This window comes from Oceanicella actignis (assembly GCF_900111545.1).
In the GTDB taxonomy this organism is placed as follows: domain Bacteria; phylum Pseudomonadota; class Alphaproteobacteria; order Rhodobacterales; family Rhodobacteraceae; genus Oceanicella; species Oceanicella actignis.
In genome coordinates, this window is sequence record NZ_FOHL01000001.1 from 253132 (window position 1) to 268810 (window position 15679).

The 15679-nt window shown below is 75.5% G+C and carries 15 protein-coding genes; 8 read left to right on the forward strand and 7 right to left on the reverse strand.

Annotated elements, in window-relative coordinates; all coding sequences use genetic code 11:
- Positions 1 to 18: 18 nt before the first annotated feature.
- The 3 genes from BMW67_RS01180 to BMW67_RS01190 all read right to left on the reverse strand — a co-directional run bounded on the left by BMW67_RS01180 (position 19) and on the right by BMW67_RS01190 (position 4200).
- Positions 19 to 1014 carry a BMP family protein gene (locus tag BMW67_RS01180; protein ID WP_083581210.1) on the reverse strand — a complete coding sequence of 332 codons (996 nt, stop codon included), beginning with the start codon at positions 1012 to 1014 and terminating at the stop codon, positions 19 to 21.
- Positions 1015 to 1102: 88 nt separating this feature from the next.
- A complete protein-coding gene (locus tag BMW67_RS01185) occupies positions 1103 to 2671 on the reverse strand; it encodes an acetolactate synthase large subunit (RefSeq protein ID WP_091764114.1) in 1569 nt (522 codons plus the stop codon).
- 35 nt (positions 2672 to 2706) lie between these two features.
- Positions 2707 to 4200: an amidase family protein gene (locus BMW67_RS01190; RefSeq protein WP_072746814.1), complete on the reverse strand. Its 1494-nt coding sequence runs from the start codon at positions 4198 to 4200 to the stop codon at positions 2707 to 2709.
- A 382-nt stretch (positions 4201 to 4582) separates the two neighbouring features.
- Between BMW67_RS01190 and BMW67_RS01195 the strand changes: the two genes are divergently transcribed.
- The 5 genes from BMW67_RS01195 (at position 4583) to BMW67_RS01215 (ending at position 9444) form a co-directional block, all read left to right on the forward strand.
- Positions 4583 to 6013 carry an AMP-binding protein gene (locus BMW67_RS01195; protein WP_083581211.1) on the forward strand — a complete coding sequence of 477 codons (1431 nt, stop codon included), beginning with the start codon at positions 4583 to 4585 and terminating at the stop codon, positions 6011 to 6013.
- A 31-nt stretch (positions 6014 to 6044) separates the two neighbouring features.
- On the forward strand, positions 6045 to 7190 hold the full coding sequence (locus BMW67_RS01200) for a thiolase family protein (RefSeq protein ID WP_072746815.1): 1146 nt from the start codon (positions 6045 to 6047) through the stop codon (positions 7188 to 7190).
- 90 nt (positions 7191 to 7280) lie between these two features.
- Entirely contained in the window at positions 7281 to 8216 is a 936-nt protein-coding gene (locus BMW67_RS01205) for an energy-coupling factor ABC transporter ATP-binding protein (RefSeq protein WP_072746816.1), read from the forward strand.
- Positions 8210 to 8896 (forward strand): CbiQ family ECF transporter T component, encoded by a 687-nt coding sequence (locus BMW67_RS01210; RefSeq protein WP_072746817.1) that lies wholly within the window; start codon positions 8210 to 8212, stop codon positions 8894 to 8896. The genes BMW67_RS01205 and BMW67_RS01210 overlap by 7 nt, the downstream gene beginning before the upstream one ends.
- Positions 8897 to 8898: 2 nt before the next feature.
- Positions 8899 to 9444 (forward strand): biotin transporter BioY, encoded by a 546-nt coding sequence (locus tag BMW67_RS01215; protein ID WP_072746818.1) that lies wholly within the window; start codon positions 8899 to 8901, stop codon positions 9442 to 9444.
- Between the two features lie 6 nt (positions 9445 to 9450).
- On the opposite strand, the gene BMW67_RS01220 is transcribed toward BMW67_RS01215, so the two are convergent.
- Genes BMW67_RS01220 through BMW67_RS01235 form a run of 4 tightly spaced genes read right to left on the reverse strand, consistent with a single transcriptional unit; the run spans position 9451 to position 12506 of the window.
- A complete protein-coding gene (locus tag BMW67_RS01220; protein ID WP_245728420.1) occupies positions 9451 to 9975 on the reverse strand; it encodes a cyclin-dependent kinase inhibitor 3 family protein in 525 nt (174 codons plus the stop codon).
- Between the two features lie 4 nt (positions 9976 to 9979).
- A complete protein-coding gene (locus tag BMW67_RS01225) occupies positions 9980 to 10909 on the reverse strand; it encodes a DMT family transporter (RefSeq protein WP_072746819.1) in 930 nt (309 codons plus the stop codon).
- On the reverse strand, positions 10906 to 11748 hold the full coding sequence (locus BMW67_RS01230) for an alpha/beta fold hydrolase (RefSeq protein WP_072746820.1): 843 nt from the start codon (positions 11746 to 11748) through the stop codon (positions 10906 to 10908). The genes BMW67_RS01225 and BMW67_RS01230 overlap by 4 nt, the downstream gene beginning before the upstream one ends.
- Entirely contained in the window at positions 11745 to 12506 is a 762-nt protein-coding gene (locus tag BMW67_RS01235; RefSeq protein ID WP_072746821.1) for a GntR family transcriptional regulator, read from the reverse strand. Before BMW67_RS01235 ends, BMW67_RS01230 begins: the two co-directional genes overlap by 4 nt.
- Before the next feature lie 144 nt (positions 12507 to 12650).
- Here BMW67_RS01235 and BMW67_RS01240 point away from each other — a divergent pair, with 144 nt between their 5' ends.
- The 3 genes from BMW67_RS01240 to BMW67_RS01250 all read left to right on the forward strand — a co-directional run bounded on the left by BMW67_RS01240 (position 12651) and on the right by BMW67_RS01250 (position 15617).
- Complete coding sequence (locus BMW67_RS01240) at positions 12651 to 13943, forward strand: multidrug effflux MFS transporter (protein ID WP_083581213.1); 1293 nt, start codon at positions 12651 to 12653, stop codon at positions 13941 to 13943.
- A 76-nt stretch (positions 13944 to 14019) separates the two neighbouring features.
- On the forward strand, positions 14020 to 14850 hold the full coding sequence (locus BMW67_RS01245) for a CoA transferase subunit A (RefSeq protein WP_083581214.1): 831 nt from the start codon (positions 14020 to 14022) through the stop codon (positions 14848 to 14850).
- Positions 14847 to 15617 carry a CoA-transferase gene (locus BMW67_RS01250; protein ID WP_072746822.1) on the forward strand — a complete coding sequence of 257 codons (771 nt, stop codon included), beginning with the start codon at positions 14847 to 14849 and terminating at the stop codon, positions 15615 to 15617. The genes BMW67_RS01245 and BMW67_RS01250 overlap by 4 nt, the downstream gene beginning before the upstream one ends.
- Positions 15618 to 15679: the final 62 nt, after the last annotated feature.

Here is a 15679-nt window from a genome sequence, read left to right on the forward strand (position 1 = left end):
GGGCGGGCGCGGGCCGGTTCAGTTGTCCGAGCGCGGGGCCTCGTCGTTGACCTTGACGCGGAACATGCCCGAGAGGATCTCTTCCTCCTTGGCCTTGACCATGGCGCGCACGTCCTCGGGAACCAGCGCGGGGTCCATGACCACCGAGCCGCCGCCATACTGCATGTAGCTGTAGACGCCGTAATCGGCGGCCTCGAACTTGCCTTCGCGCACCGCCTCGATGGCGCGGTCGATGGTCGGCTCCATGTGCCACAGGGCCGAGGCCAGGATCGTGCCCGGATAGTCGGCCGAGGTGTCGATCACGTTGCCGATGGCCTTCACGCCGCGCTCGACCGCGGCGTCGGCGACGCCGAAACGCTCGGCGTAAAGCACGTCGGCGCCGGCGTCGATCATGGCGAAGGCGGCCTCCTTGGCCTTGGGCGGGTCATACCAGGAGTTGATGAAGCTGACCATGAAGCGCACGTCCGGGTTCACCGCGCGGGCGCCGTCCATGAAGGCGTTCATCAGGCGGTTGACCTCGGGAATCGCGTAGCCGCCCACAAGGCCGATCAGGTTCGACCTGGTCGCCTTGCCCGCGACCATGCCGGTCAGGTAGCTGGGCTCGTGAATCCAGTTGTCGAAGACCGAGAAGTTGGGCTGGGCGGGGCCGAAGCTCGAGCCCATCAGGAAGGCCGTGTCGGGATAGTCCGCCGCCACCTTGCGCGCCGCGCGCTCGACCGCGAACACCTCGCCCACGATCAGCTGCTTGCCGGCCTCGGCGTATTCGCGCATGACGCGCTCGTAATCGGTGTTGGCGACGTTCTCGGAATAGACGTAGTCGATGTCGCCGCGCTCCTGCGCCGCGACCAGCGCCTTGTGGATGCGGCTGACCCACTGCTGCTCGACCGGAACGGTGTAGATGGCCGCGACGGACAGCTTCTCGGCCGCCCAGCCGGGCGCGGCCGCGGCCGCCGCGCCGGCGGCGGCCAGCGCCATCAGCCCCCGCCGGGTCATTCGCGTGAGAGAAAATCGCATGAAGGTCCTCCTTGCTGGCGGCGCCATGCCCGAGCGCCGGCGCAACAGGGATACTGCGCGATGTTTTACCGCATGGTCAACGGCGCCGCTAAGGCATGAACGCCTCGATGACGAAGGGCCCCGGCTCGCGCGTCGCGTCGGCGATGGCGCGGGTCAGGGCGGCGCAATCCTCGACGCGGCGGCCGGGCACGCCCATGCCGCGGGCGATCTCGACGAAGCCCAGCTCGGGACGGTCCAGCTCGAGCATGTTCAGCGCCTGAGGGCCCGGATTGGCGCCGACGTTCATCAGCTCGCCCTTCAGGATGCGGTAGGCGCGGTTGGCGAAGATGACGGTGGTCACGTTCAGCCCCTCGCGCGCCTGGGTCCACAGGGCCTGGATGGAATACATCGCCGAGCCGTCGGCCTGCAGCGCCACCACCGGCCGGTCGGGCGCGCCCAGCGCCGCCCCGGTCGCCAGGGGCGGACCGATGCCGATGGCGCCGCCGGTGATCGCCAGCCACGAGCACGGCGCCGCATGGGCGCAGCCCTCGAAGATCTTGCGGCCCGAGGTGATGCTTTCATCCACGACGACGGCGTTCTCGGGCAGGGCGGCGGCGATGGCGGCGGGCAGGGTGTCGGGCGAGATGAACCCGCCGGCCGGCGCGTCCGGCGTCCGGCGGCGCGGCGGCGCGGCGGGGCGCACGCCCATGCGCTCGGCCAGCATCCGCGCCGCGGCGGGGCCGTCCTGGTCGAAATCGGCCAGGGTCAGAACCTCGCATTCGGGCGGCAGGATCAGCGAGGGCTTGCCCGGATAGGCGAAGAAGGCCACGGGCGGCGCCGCCTCGATCAGCACCGCGCGGCGCACGTCGCGCAGCAGCGCCAGCGCCTGATCGACCGGATAGGGGATGCGGCGCGGCGCGCAGCGGCCGGCGCCGTGCTCGATGCGGCGGTTGGCGCCGGGCGCAAGGAACAGCGCCCCCGCCTTGTCGGCCGCCGCGCGCAGCAGGGCCATCGCCTCGGGGTCCTCGAGCACCGCGCCGCCGGCGATGATCGCCGCCGGGGCGCGCGCGTCCAGCATCTGCGCGGCGCGGGCGACGGCCGCGTCCTCGACCGCGCGCGGGCCGGCCGGGGCGACGGGCGCGGGCGGGCGGAAATCGGCGGGCACGGGGTCCCATCCCGCCTCGCCCGGGGCGATCAGCGTGGCGATGCGCCCCGGCCGGCCCGCGGCGGCGGCCACGGCGGCGACGCCGTCATGGGCGATCTCGGCGGCCGAGCGCGCGCGCCGCACCCAGTCCGAGAACGGCGCCACGGCCGCGTCCAGATCCGCCGTCAGCGGCGCGTCGTAGGCCAGGTGGCGCGAGGCGTGATCGCCCACGAGGTTGACCATGGGCGTGCGCGCCTTGCGGGCGTTGTGGATGTTCGCCGCCGCATTGGCGAAACCCGGCGCCAGGTGCAGCAGCGTGACCGCCGGCTTGCGCGTCATGCGCGCATAGCCGTCCGCCGCCCCCGCGACCACGGTTTCGGCCAGGCCCAGCACGCAGCGGATCAGGCCCGTGCGGCCCAGCGCGTCGACGAACTGCATCTCGGAAGTGCCGGGATTGGCGAAGCACATCTCGACGCCCGCGCCATGCAGGGCGCGGACCAGGCTTTCGGCGCCGTTCATCGGCTGTTCGGTCATTGGCTTTCCTTGACTTTGCGCGTTCCGCGGCGAGGTCAGCGCGCCCCGCCCGATGCGGGATCGGCGGGCGCGGGATCGGCGGGCGCGGGATCGGCGGGCGCGGGATCGGCGGGCGCTGGATCGACGGGCAGAACGGGCGGCGAGCGCTGCTCGATCTCTGCGCCGGCGGCCAGAAGCACATCCTCGCGAAAGCGCGGGCCGATCAGCTGCACGCCGATCGGCGCCGGGCCGAGCGGCGTTTGCGCCGCGCCCGTGGTCACGACCAGGCCGGGCAGCCCCACCAGCGGCGTCGCCAGCTGGGTCAGCTGCGCGCGCCAGACGCGGGCGAAGCCCTCGGGGCCCGAAACGTCCAGATGATCGGGAAAGGGCGGCTCGGCCGAGACGGGGCACAGCAGCACGGGAAACCGCTCGAGAAACAGGTTCCACGCCCGCGCCAGGGTCACGCGCCGCTGCAGCGCGTCCATCAGCGCCTCGAAGCCGCTGCGCGGGCACATGCGCTCGAGCTGCGAGACGACGAACAGCGCGTCCGGGTCCCCCTCGCGCTCGAGCGCCTCGGGCCCCATGCGCCGCATCTCCGACAGCCACAGGATCAGCTGCAGCTCGGCGGCCTCGCGCATCGGGGGCGCGTCGGTCTCTTCGACCTCCCAGCCGGCGTCGGACAGCTTCTCGGCCGCGCCGCGCAAGGCGGCCTCGACCGCGGGATCGGGCGCAAGCCCCTCGGGCGCCGGGCACAGCGCCGCGCGGCGCGGCAGGTCGGGACCCGTCAACGGAACCGGCGCGTGCCACGGATCGCGCGGATCGGGCCGCGCCATGGCCGCCAGCGCCAGGCCCAGATCCTGCACGCTGCGCGCCAAGGGCCCCGAAACCGCCATCAGCTGCGCGCCGATGTGCCGATCCCCGACGCTGAGATTGGCCGCCGCCACCCGCCCCAGCGAGGGGCGAAGGCCATGCACGCCGCACGCATAGGCGGGATAGCGGATCGAACCGCCGATGTCGGTTCCATGCGCCACCGCGCCGATGCCCGCGGCCAGCGCCGCGCCCGCCCCGCCCGACGAGCCCCCCGGCGTCAGCGCCGGGTTGCGGGGATTGCGCGTGGCGCCGTGCAGGCTGTTGCGCGTGAACCAGCGCAACGAGAAGGCGGGCGTGTTCGTCCGCCCCACGATCAGCGCCCCCGCGGCGCGCATGCTGGCGACGACCGGGTTGTCCTCGGCCGCGATCAGTCCGGCCTGGATGCGCAGCCCGTTGGTGGTGGGATGCCCCTTCTGATCGACGTTCTCCTTGACGGTGACGGGAACGCCCGCCAGCGGGCCGGGGTCCTCGCCGCGGGCCACGGCCTCGTCCACCGCGCGGGCGTCGCGCAAGGCGTCCTCGGCCGTCAGGCGAACAACCGCGTTGATGGCCGGGTTCGCGGCCTCGATGCGCGCCAGCGCGGCCTGCGCCGCCTCGCGCGCCGAAATCTGCCCCGAGCGCACCAGCGCCGCGATGCGAAAGGCCGGCAGCGCCCAAAGGGGGGATGCGTCGTCGGGCATGGCTTCCTCCTGCAGCAAGCGCCTTGCGCCAGCGCAGCACAGGCGCGGCGGCTTGTCCAGCCTGCGGAACGGAGTTTCGGAAGATCCGGAGCCACGAGGGCCCGCCCCGCCCGGCGCGGCCCCAAGCCCCGGCCGGCGGCGCAAGGCGGAGCGCCCCGCGACAGGCCGCCGGCACGCGCACGCGCCGCCGCGCCGCGAGGCCCCGTGACGGACTTGCCGCGGCGATTCGCCCGGCGGCCCATCGCGACCCGGCCGGGCGGCGCGGCGAGGGCGCGCGTGGTTTCGCATTTCGGTTTCGCATTTCGGATCGCGGCGACGCCAGGCCGCCTGTCGCGGCGCGGCCGCCTCGACAATGGCGGCGCGGCCCGCTAGGCGATGAAACATGAACACGCCGCGCGCCGCCTCCGCCCCGCACCCGCCGGCTCCGCGCCTTGAATGGCGCGGCGTCGCGGCTTTCGGCGCGCGGCGCATCGGCCCCGAGGAGGCGCAGGCGCGCATCCGCGAGCTGGCCGCGCGGCTGGCGCCCGCCGGACCCGCCCTGGCGATACCCGCCGAGGACCCAGCCGAAGCGATGCTGGCGCTGTTCGCCGCCCTGGCCGCCGGGCGCGACGCCTGCGTGGCCGAGGCGCGCCAGATCGAGCGCCTGGCCCGGGGCGGGGATGCCGCATGCCTCGAACCCTTCGCCGATGCGCTGTCGCGCGCGGCCGGCGCCGATCGCGGCCCGAAGGCCAACCCCGCGCCCGGGCGGCTGATCTGCTTCTCGTCCGGCGTCACCGGCGCGCCCAAGGCGGTGCTGCGCAGCCAGGCCTCGTGGATCGCCAGCTTCGGCGCCCAGGCGCCGGACGGCGCCCCGCGGGCGGGCGAGACCGTGGCCATCGTGGGAACGCCCGCCCACTCGCTGCCCCTGTACGCCGCGGCCGAGGCGCTGCACCTTGGCGCGACGGCGCTGTTCCTGACCGGCCTGGCGCCGCGTGCGCAGATGCGCGCCGCGCAGGATGCCGACATCCTGTGGGCGACCCCGACGCAGCTGCGCCTGATGGCCGCCGCCGGCCCGCCCGCCGCGCGCCCGCGCCTGGCGCTGAGCGGCGGCGCGGCGCTTGACGCGGCCGCACGGGCCGAGGCCGCGCGCGCCTTTCCGAGCGCGCGGCTGCTGAGCTTCTACGGCGCCGTCGAGACCAGCTTCGTCGCCATCGCCGGCCCCGACGACCCGCCCGAAGCGGCCGGGCGCCCCTTCGCCGGCGTCGAGCTGCGCCTGCGCGCCGAGGACGGCGCGCTTGCCGCGCCGGGCCGGCCGGGCCGCGTCGAGGTCCGCAGCCCCTATCTTTGCGAAGGCCCGGCCCTGGGCGCCCCCGCCCCCGAGCGAACCCCCGACGGCTTCGTGCGCCTGCCCGAAATCGGGCGGATCGACGGGGCGGGGCGGCTCATCCTGCTGGGGCGGGCCGCGCGCATGACCGTGATCGCGGGGCGCAACGTGCATCTGGAAGAGGTCGAAGCCGCCCTCGCCGCCCTGCCGGGCGTGACCGCGGCCGCCGCCCTTGCGCTGCCCGACCCGCTGCGCGGCGCGCGCCTTGCGGTGGCGGTGCACGCGCCGCAGGCGGACGATGCCGCGCGCGCCGCCCGGCTCGAGGCGCTATGCCGCGCGGCTCTGGGACCCGAGCTCAGCCCCCGCCGCGTCGCGGTGCTGACCAGCTGGCCCATGCTGCCGGCGGGCAAGACCGACCTTGAGCGGATCGCGCAGCTTCTGGGCGCCGAGAGCAGGCCGCCCGCCCGCCCGCCCCGACGCCGCGCAAGGCCGGCCGCCGGACGCGCATGAGCCCCGCGCGCCTCCATCGCCCGCGCGCTCCATGAGAGCGGCGCGCACCCCCGCCCGCGCCTTCATCGCGACGGCCTTCCGCACGGCCGTCGCGCCGCGCGGGGGCGCGCTGGCGCGGCTGGACGCAAGCGAGCTGGCGGCGCCGGTCATGCGCCGCTGCCTCGACGAGGCGGGCCTGCCCGACGAGGCGCTGGACGAGGTCGTGCTGTCGAACGCGCTGGGCGGCGGCGGCAATCCGGCCCGCCTCGCCCTGCTGCGCGCCGAACTGCCCGAACGCATCCCCGGCCTGACCATCGACCGGCAATGCTGCGGCGGGCTGGACGCGGTGATCCTGGCCGCGCGGCTGATCGAATCGGGCGCCGCGCAAGCCGTGCTGGCCGGCGGCGCGGAAAGCTGGTCGCGCCGCCCCATCCGCCTGCGCGTCGATCCCGACGGCGGCCCCCCGACGCCGTATGAACAGCCGCCCTTCGCCCCCTGGCCCGAGCGCGATCCGCCCATGCACGAGGCCGCCGAGGCGCTGGCCCGGCGCCTGGGCCTGACGCGCGCCGAGCAGGACGCCTGGACGCGCCGCAGCCATCACGCCGCCCTGGCCGAGCGCGCGCGCCTGCGCGACGAGATCGTCTCGATCCCCGAGGCGCCGCTCGAGGCCGACCCCTACGCGCGCCGCCTGACGCCGCGGCTGCTGGCGCGCGCGCGTCCGCTCAACGGCCCCGACGGAACCGTCACCGCCGCCAACGCGGCCCCCGCGGCCGACGGGGCCGCCTTCGTGCTGGTGACGGCCGAGCGGCTGCTGACGCGGCTGCGCGTCGCGCGGCCCGTGCGCGTTCTGGCCGGCGCCAGCCGCGGCGGCCCGCCGGAACTGCCCGGCCTTGCGCCCGTCGCCGCCATCGAGGCCGTGCTGGCCGAGATCGGCGCCCGCCCCGCCGACCTGGCCGCGGCCGAGATCATGGAAGCCTATGCGGCGCAGGCCATCGCCTGCCAGCGCGGCGCGCGCATCGACCCGAGCATCGTCAACCGCGGCGGCGGCGCGCTGGCGCGCGGCCATCCGATCGGCGCCTCGGGGGCCGTGCTGGCGGTGCGGCTGACGCACGAGCTGCGCCGCTCGGGCGGCGGGACCGGCGTCGCCGCCATCGCGGCCGCGGGGGGCGTGGGCACGGCGCTGGCGCTCGAGGCCTGAGGGGGCGGGATTTTCGTTGACCTGCAGCGCGCAATTCTTAACTTCGCACTCGTTTTGCAGCGCAACAATCCAGGGCCGGGCCGAAGCCGCATGGACGAGGACGCCATCGAACTGACCGGGCTGCGCGTGCTGCGCGGCGGGCGCCCTGCCCTTGACGGCGTTACGCTGCGCCTGACCGAGCGGCGCATCGGCGTGGTCGGGCGCAACGGCTCGGGCAAGTCGACGCTGGCGCGCGCCATCTGCGGCCTGGCCGAGCCCGACGCCGGCCGGGTGCTGCTGGGCGGCGCCGACCCGGCGCGCGACCGGGCCGCGGCGCTCGAACGCGTGGGGATCATCTTTCAGAACCCCGACCACCAGATCATCTTCCCCACGGTCGAGGAAGAGATCGCCTTCGGGCTCGAGCAGCAGGGCCGCCCGCGCGCCCAGGCCCGCGCCGCCGCCCGCGCCGCGCTGGCCGCCCATGGCCGCGCCCATTGGGCCGAGCGCCCCTGCGCCGCGCTGTCCGAGGGCGAGAAGCACCTGGTGTGCCTGATCGCCGTTCTGGCCATGGCGCCGCGCACCATCGTGCTGGACGAGCCCTATGCCGGGCTCGACATTCCCACCTCGCGCCGCCTGCACCGGGTTCTGGACGCGCTCGAGCAACGGGTGGTGCTGGTCACCCACGACCCCGCCGCGCTGGCGCGCTACGACCGGGTGATCTGGCTCGAGCAGGGCCGCGTGCGCGCCGACGGCCCCGCCGGCCCCGTTCTGGCCGCCTTCGCGCAGGAGATGGAGCGCCTGGGCGCGCTTGACGCCGACCCGCCGGCGGAAGAGGCCGCCCAGGCGCCCGCCCCGCAAGCCGCCCCGAGCCCAGCATCCGCCGATGCCGCGCCATGGCGCGCCGACGCAAGCGCCGGGTCCGCAGCGGCGGGGGCGGGGGGCGAAGGCGCCGCGCAGGCCGCGGGGGCGGGGACGCGCGCGCCGGGCGGCGGCGCGGAGGACGGCGCCGCCGACGCCCGGAGCCGTGCAAGGGGAACGCCATGCTGACGCTGGCCCTGCCCTTTCGCACATGGGCGCATGACGTGCCCGCCGCGCCCAAGCTGGCGGCGCTGGCCGCGGCGACGGCCGCGCTGTTTCCGATCGACGACCTGGCGGCGCTGAGCGCGGCCGCCGCCGCCAGCGCGGCGCTGCACGTCTCGCTCGGCCCCGACCGGCGGCTGGGCGCGGCGCGCGAGGCGCTGCGCATGCTGCGGCCCTTCGTCTGGGTGCTGGTGCTGGTGATGGGCTGGCACCTGGCGACCGGACAGACGGCCGAGGGCGCGCGCGTGTGCCTGCGCCTCCTGACCGCGGTCAGCCTGGCCAACCTGGTCACCATGACGACGCGGCTCGACGATCTGACCTCGGTGGCCGAGCGCCTGGCCGCCCCGCTGCGGCCGCTTGGCGTGCAGCCGCGCGCCCTGGCGCTGGCGGCGGCGCTGGCGGTGCGCTTCACGCCGGTGTTGACGCTGCGCGGCGCCCAGCTGTCCGAGGCCTGGCGCGCGCGTGCGCGCCGCCGCCCCGGCTGGCGCCTGGCCGCCCCGCTGTGCCTGAGCGCACTTGACGACGCCGAGCGCGTGGCCGAAGCCCTGCGCGCGCGCGGCGGCGCAGCGCCGCCGGGGCGCTCTTCTTCCCCCTCGCCCTTCCCCCAAGAGGGCGGATCTGCAACCTCCCCTCACCGGAGACCATGACCATGGAACGCAAGATCGCAATGACCGCGCTGTTCGCGGCGCTGACCGCGGCGCTGGGCCTGCTGCCCAAGCTCTCGCTCGCCTCGGGCGTGCCCATCACCGCCCAGACGCTGGGCGTCATGCTGGCCGGCGCCGTGCTGGGCGCGCGGCTCGGCGCGCTGTCGGTGCTGCTGTTCCTGGCGCTGACCGCGCTGGGCCTGCCGCTGCTGGCCGGCGGGCGCGGCGGGCTTGGCGTGTTCATGGGGCCGAGCGTGGGCTTCCTGCTGGGCTGGCCGCTGGGCGCCTATGTCACCGGCCTGGTCATGGAGCGCCTGCGCGTCGGCGGCGTGTTCGTCACCGCCACTCTGGCGGCCGTTCTGGGCGGGATCGTCGCCATCTACGTGCCCGGCATCATCGGCATGGCCGCGATGCTGGACAAGCCCCTGCCCGAGGCGGCGCTGCTGGCCCTGCCCTTCATTCCCGGCGACCTCATCAAGGCCATCTGCACGGGCCTTGTCGTCAACGCCATCTGGCGCGCGCGCCCCGAAGCGGTGGCGTCGCTGCGCTGAGCCCCCTCATGCGCCGCCGCCCGGCGCCCGCAGGGCGGCGGCCTGCCGGAACAGCCAGCGCAGCTGCGCCGGGGTCTCGATCGCGCCGGGCCGCGCGGCGCGCACCTGCGCGACGGCCCGGCGCGGGGGCGCGCCGGCCTCGATGAGCAAGAGCGCGGCGATCGTCCCCGTCCGCCCCAGCCCGGCGCGGCAATGGATCGCCAGCCGCCCGCCGTCCCGCGTCAGGCGCCGCGCGCAAGCCGAGATCCCGGGCCAGCGCGCCATCGCCTCGGGGGCGGGAACGCCGAAATCGGCGATGGGAAAGCGCAGCCATGCCATGCCGCGCTCCTGCACGGCCGCGCCCAGCCCCGATGCGCCCAGCGCAGCCAGCTCGGGCTCGGGCAGCAGGCTCAGCACCGCGTCCGCGCCCCAGCGCGCCAGCGCGTCCGCATCCTGCGCCAGATCGCGCCCCTCGGCGCCGGGGCAGGCGCAAAGGCCCAGCCGCCCGGCGCCCAGCGGCAGCTGGTCGATGCGCAGCCAGGCTTGCGGCACGCGCTCAGCCCCGCGCCCGGCCCGCAAGCCGCGGCCAGAACAGCTCGACCAGCACCGAGCCCGTCACCGCCGCGATGGCCAGCGCCTGCAGCGCCGAAAGCGGGGTGCTCAGAAACGCCATGGCCAGCGCCGCCGCGATCACCGGCTTGAGGAAGAACAGATAGCTGGCGCGGGTGATGTCCGCCGCCGCCGCCAGGCCCCCGATCCACAGGAACTGCGTGATGGTGGTGTTCCACAGCGCCAGCGTCACGATCCAGGCGGCCTCGGCGGGCGGGCGGTCGAACAGCGTGCGCGGATCGACCGCCACGCCGAAGGCCAGCGCCACGCCCAGCCACAGCCCGACGCCGCCGATCATCAGCGAGACCGCCGTCACCGGCAGCGCCCCGTGGCGCGCGATCAGCGGCTTGACCCGCACGGCGTAGAAGGCGGCCAGCACCGCGCAGGCCAGCGCCAGCAGAACGCCCCAGATCGAGTCGCGCCCGGCCAGCAGCTTGTCCAGCAGCCCGTCGGTGATCAGCATCGCCAGCCCGGCCACCGCCGCCAGGCCGGTCACGATCTTGACCGCCGTCAGCCGCTGGCCGTTCAGGATCAGGTTGGCCAGCCCGACAAAGATCGGGATCGTGGTCACCAGCGTGGCGACCTGGATGGGCGAGGCGAAATCCAGCGCCCAGTGGAAGGCCAGATACGCGCCCGACACGCCCGCAAGCGACAGCCAGGTCAGCTCCCAGGGGCTTTCGCGCAGCGGCGCCAGCAGCGCCCGCGGCCCCGCCGCCGGCAGCGCCAGCAGCACCAGCCCCGCGCCGCCCAGCAGATAGCGCCAGACCGACAGCTCGGGCCCCGACACGCCCGAGGCCTTGGCCACGAATTCCGAAGAGGCATGGCCCAGCACGCCGACGAACACCGCCGCCAGCGCCAGGCGCGGAGGAATGTTCATGCGCCCGCCCCCCCTTTCGCCGCGCCCTCGATCTCGGCCCCGAAGCGGGCAAGGCTGCGCGCCAGGCGCTCGGGCCGCTCGGCGGGCAGAAGGTGGCCGGCGTCGGGCCAGTCCTCGCGGCGGGCGTCGGGCAGGCGGGCGAACAGCGCGTCCACCACCTCGCGGTCAAGGAAAACGCGGTCCTGCAGGCCGGTGACGTTGAGCACGGGCAGGGTCAGCCGCTCCCACGGCAGATCCCAGTCGGCGGCGCCGGCGTTGCGCATCAGGTTCATGTGTCCATGCGCGGGGTCGAGCGGGGCGTAGTCCGCGCGCAGGAAGTCGGGGCGCACGCGGGCGGCGTGCTCTTCGTTGACCAGCAGCGGCAGCAGCGCGTCCAGGAACAGCGCCACGCCCCCGGCGCCGACGATGCGCGGCATGGCCTCGTTCACCCAGGCGATCCGCGGCCCGATCCGGCGCAGCGTGTTCAGAAGGACCAGCCCCCGCGCCCGCGCGCCGAGCAGAACCGCGTGAGCGGCGAAAAGCCCGCCGATGGACAGGCCGGTCAGGATCGGATCGTCGGGGGCCTCGGCCTCGAGCAGACGCACCAGGTCGTCCACGATCAGATCCGGCGTCAGCTCGGTTCCCGGCGCGAAGTCCGAGCCCTCCTGCCCGCGGAAGTTCCAGCTGAGCGTGCCGAAGCCCCGGGCGCGCAGCGCGGGCGCGACCTCGGCCTCCCAGGCGGCGGCGCTGCCGGTCAGCGCGTTGACGAACACGAAGGTCGGCGCGCCCGCACGGGCGGGCCGCTCGTGGCGAAAGCGCAGGCGCTCGGCGGGGCCGAGCTCGAGATGGTCATAGGTCATTGCGCGTGGTCCTCCCCTTGTCCCCTGCCCGCAAGCGCCGCGCCGGGTCCCTCGGCCGCGGGCGGCGTTCCCTCGGCCCGCCCGGCGCCCCGGCCAAGGCAGGCGCCGGCCTTGGCCGCGGCCGCGCGGCAATGGCGCAGGGCCAGCGCCTCGGCGCGGTCGGCGTCGGCGGCGCGCACGGCCTCGAGGATCGCGCGGTGCTCGTCCCAGGCCGGCGGCGGCGCCTGCGGGTGCGTCAGCACCGCGCGCATCGAGCGGCGGAAATGCACCCAGTGCGGGCGCGTCACGCGCTCGATCTGCGGATTGCCCGACAGCTCGTAGAGCGCGGTGTGAAAGCGCATGTCGGCGTTGATCCGCTCTGCCAGCCCGGCGCGCGCGCCCTCGGGCCCCGCGAAGCGCTCGGTCAGCGCCCCGAGCGGGGCCAGCTCGGCCTCGGTCAGCGCGCCGCGGCCGACCCGCTCGGCGCACAGCCGCGCGGCCAGCGCGTCGAGCGCGCCGCGCAGCTCGTAGAGCTGGGCGACAAGCGCGGGCTCCATCGGCGCGACGGTCAGCCCCTTGCGCCCGAGCGGAACCAGGATGCCCTGCGCGCCGAGCAGGCGCAGCGCCTGGCTGACCGGTTGGCGCGAGACGCCCAGCGCGGCGGCCAGGCGCTCTTGCGCCAGGCGCTGGCCGGGGACCAGGTCGCCGTCCAGGATCGCGTCCACGATCGCGTCGCAGACGCGGTCGGTCAGGGCGGCGTCGGGGCTGAGCGGCTGCATCGCGGCGGCGTCCTTCGGGGCGGCTTGCGCCGAACAAGACGGAATACGGAATTCAGCATTCCGCATTCGCCGACGCCCGTCAAGCGCCGCGGCGCGCGCGAGCCGAGGATGGACGGCGGCGCGGCGACATAATAAGAAGCCCTTATGTCCTTCGCCGAGCACGCCGCCGCGCCCGCGGGCGCGCCCCCGAACGCGCCGCAAGACGCGCCGCCAGCCCACCCGCCGGTCCGCTTCCTGGACCGCGCGACGCCGCCGCACATCGCCACGCTGGTGGCCATGGCGGCGCTGTCGGCGCTGGCGATGAACATGTTCCTGCCCTCGATGCCCGGAATCGCGCGCTGGTTCGGCGCCGATTACGCGCTGATCCAGCTGGCGGTGTCGGGCTATCTGGCGGTGACGGGCGTGCTGCAGCTGGTCATCGGCCCGCTGTCGGACCGCTACGGCCGCCGGCCGGTGGCGCTGACGGCCTTCGCCATCTTCACCCTGGCCAGCATCGGCTGCGTGCTGGCGCCCAATGTCGAGACCTTTCTGGCCTTTCGCGGCCTTCAGGGCGCGGTGGCGGCGGGCATGGTGCTGTCGCGCGCCATCGTGCGCGACCTGCACGAGCCCGCCGCCGCCGCCAGCATGATCGGCTATGTGACCATGGGCATGTCGCTGGCGCCCATGGCCTCGCCCATGCTGGGCGGACTGCTGGAAGAGCTGTTCGGCTGGCAGGCCAACTTCCTTGTCATGGCGGCCCTTGGCGCGGCGACGCTGGCGCTGGCATGGGCCGATCTGGGCGAGACGAACCGGGCGCCCTCGCCCAGCCTGCTGGCGCAGGCGCGCGGCTATCCCGAGCTGGTGCGCTCTCAGCGCTTCTGGGGCTATGCGCTGGTGACGGCCTTCACCTCGGGGGCGTTCTTCGCCTTTCTGGGCGGCGCGCCCTTCGTGGCCAGCGTCATGCTGGGCATGGAGCCGGCGCGGCTGGGCTTCTATTTCGGCTTCATCGCGCTGGGCTACCTGGCGGGCAACTTCGTCACCGGGCGCGTGGCGCGGCGCGCGGGCATCGACCGGATGCTGATCTGGGGCACGACGCTGACGCTGGCGGCGGTGGCGCTGCCGCCGATCCTTTACGCGGCGGGGCTGCGCCACCCCATGGCCATCTTCGGCCCGCTGCTGGCGGTGGGGCTGGGCAACGGCCTGACCATGCCCAACGCCATGGCCGGCTTTCTGTCGGTGCGCCCGCATCTGGCGGGCGCGGCCTCGGGATTGGGCGGCGCGCTGATGATCGGCGGCGGCGCGGCGCTGGCGGCGACGACGGGCGCGCTGCTGGGCCCCGAGACCGGACCCTATCCGCTGCTGCTGATGATGCTGGGCGCCAGCGCCATGGCGCTGGTCTGCACGCTGTGGGTGCTGCGCGTCTCGCGCCGCAAGGGGCCGGTCGGCGCAGAGCCCTGACCGCGCGCCCCTTGCGCGGGCGCGTCGGGGCGCTAGCCTGCAAGGAACGGGTCCGACGCCCGGCAAGGAGGATGCCATGCCCAGCCAGCCGCCCCGCCTCGAGCCCGACGCCGACGCGCTGGCGCGCCTTGCCCCCGACGGCGCAAGCGTCGCCATCGCCAAGGACCCCGGCGCGCCCATGGCGCTGACGCGCGCCCTGATCCGGCGCGGCGCGCGCGGGCTGCGCCTGGTCACCGTGCCGACCGGCGCCATGGCGGCCGACATGCTGATCGGCGCCGGATGCGTGGCCCGGATCGAGACCGCCGGCGTCTCGCTCGGCGAGTTCGGCCCCGCCGCGCGCTTCGCCGACGCCGTGCGCGCCGGCGCGGTCGAGATCCGCGACGCGACATGCCCCGCCGTCTACGCCGCCCTTCAGGCGGGCGAGAAGGGACAGCCCTTCGCGACCATCCGCGGCATCATCGGTTCGGACCTGATGCGCGCGCGGCCCGACTGGAAGGTGATCGACAACCCCTTCGCGCCGGGCGACAGGGTTGTGGCGCTGCCGCCGCTGCGGCCCGACCTGGCGCTGATGCACGTGGCGCTGGCCGACCGGCGGGGCAATCTGTGGGTCGGCGGACGGCACGAGCTCAAGACCATGGCGCATGCGGCCCATGCGACGCTGGCCACGGCCGAGCGCATCGTCGAGGGCGACCTGGCGGCCGACCCGGCGCTGGCGCCCAACCTGATCGGCGGGATCTACGTCGCCGCCCTGGCCGAGGCGCCGCGCGGCGCCTGGCCCACGGCCATGCCCGGCGCCTATGCGCGCGACGACGCCCATCACCGCCTTTACGCCGCCGCCGCGCGCAGGGCGGACTCGTTCGCCGACTATCTGCGCCGCTTCGTGCTGCCGCGCGAGCAGGCCGCATGAGCGCCGCGCCCCCCGCCGACCAGCCGCCCGCGCGGCTCGAGGAGCTGCTCATCGCCGCGACCGCGCGCCTTCTGTCGGGCTGCGGGCACATCGCCGTCGGGGTGCTGTCGCCCATTCCCGGCGCGGCCGCGATCCTGACCGGGCTGCGCGAGGGCGCGCGGGTGACGATCATCGGCTCGGAGCTGCCGCAGCACCGCTCGGATGGCGGGGTCGAGCTGTTCGACCTGGCCGCGCAGGGGCGCATCGACGCCTTCTTCCTGTCGGGCGGGCAGATCGACGGGCGCGCGAATGTGAACCTGACCGGCATCGGCGCGCATCCGCGCATGACGGTGCGCTGGTCGGGGGCTTTCGGCTCGGCCTTTCTCTACTACATGGTCCCGCGCGTGATCCTGTTCCGGCAGGAGCACACGCGCCGCGTCTTTCCCGAGCGCGTCGACTTCGTCACCGCCCCCGGCGTCGGCCCCGAGGGCGTGCTGCGCCCCGGCGGCCCCCACGCGCTGGTGACGGGGCTGTGCGTGATGCGCTTCGACCGCGGGCGGGCGCGCTTCGCGCTCGAGTCGCTGCATCCGGGCGTCACGCTGGAAGAGGTGCGCGACAACACGGGCTTCGACTTCGACGCCCCGGCCCGCCCGCCGGTCACCGCGCCGCCGGATCCCGAGACGCTGGCGCTGATCCGCGGCGAGGTGCTGCGCCGCATCGCCGACCCCTACCCCGCCTTCGCCGCCGGCCTGGCCGCGGCCGCCGGGCCCGAACCGCGGCCCCAATGACGCCACGACACGCTTGCGCGCCCCGCGCGGCGCGGCATTGACTGTGCCCGCAACCGCTTTCA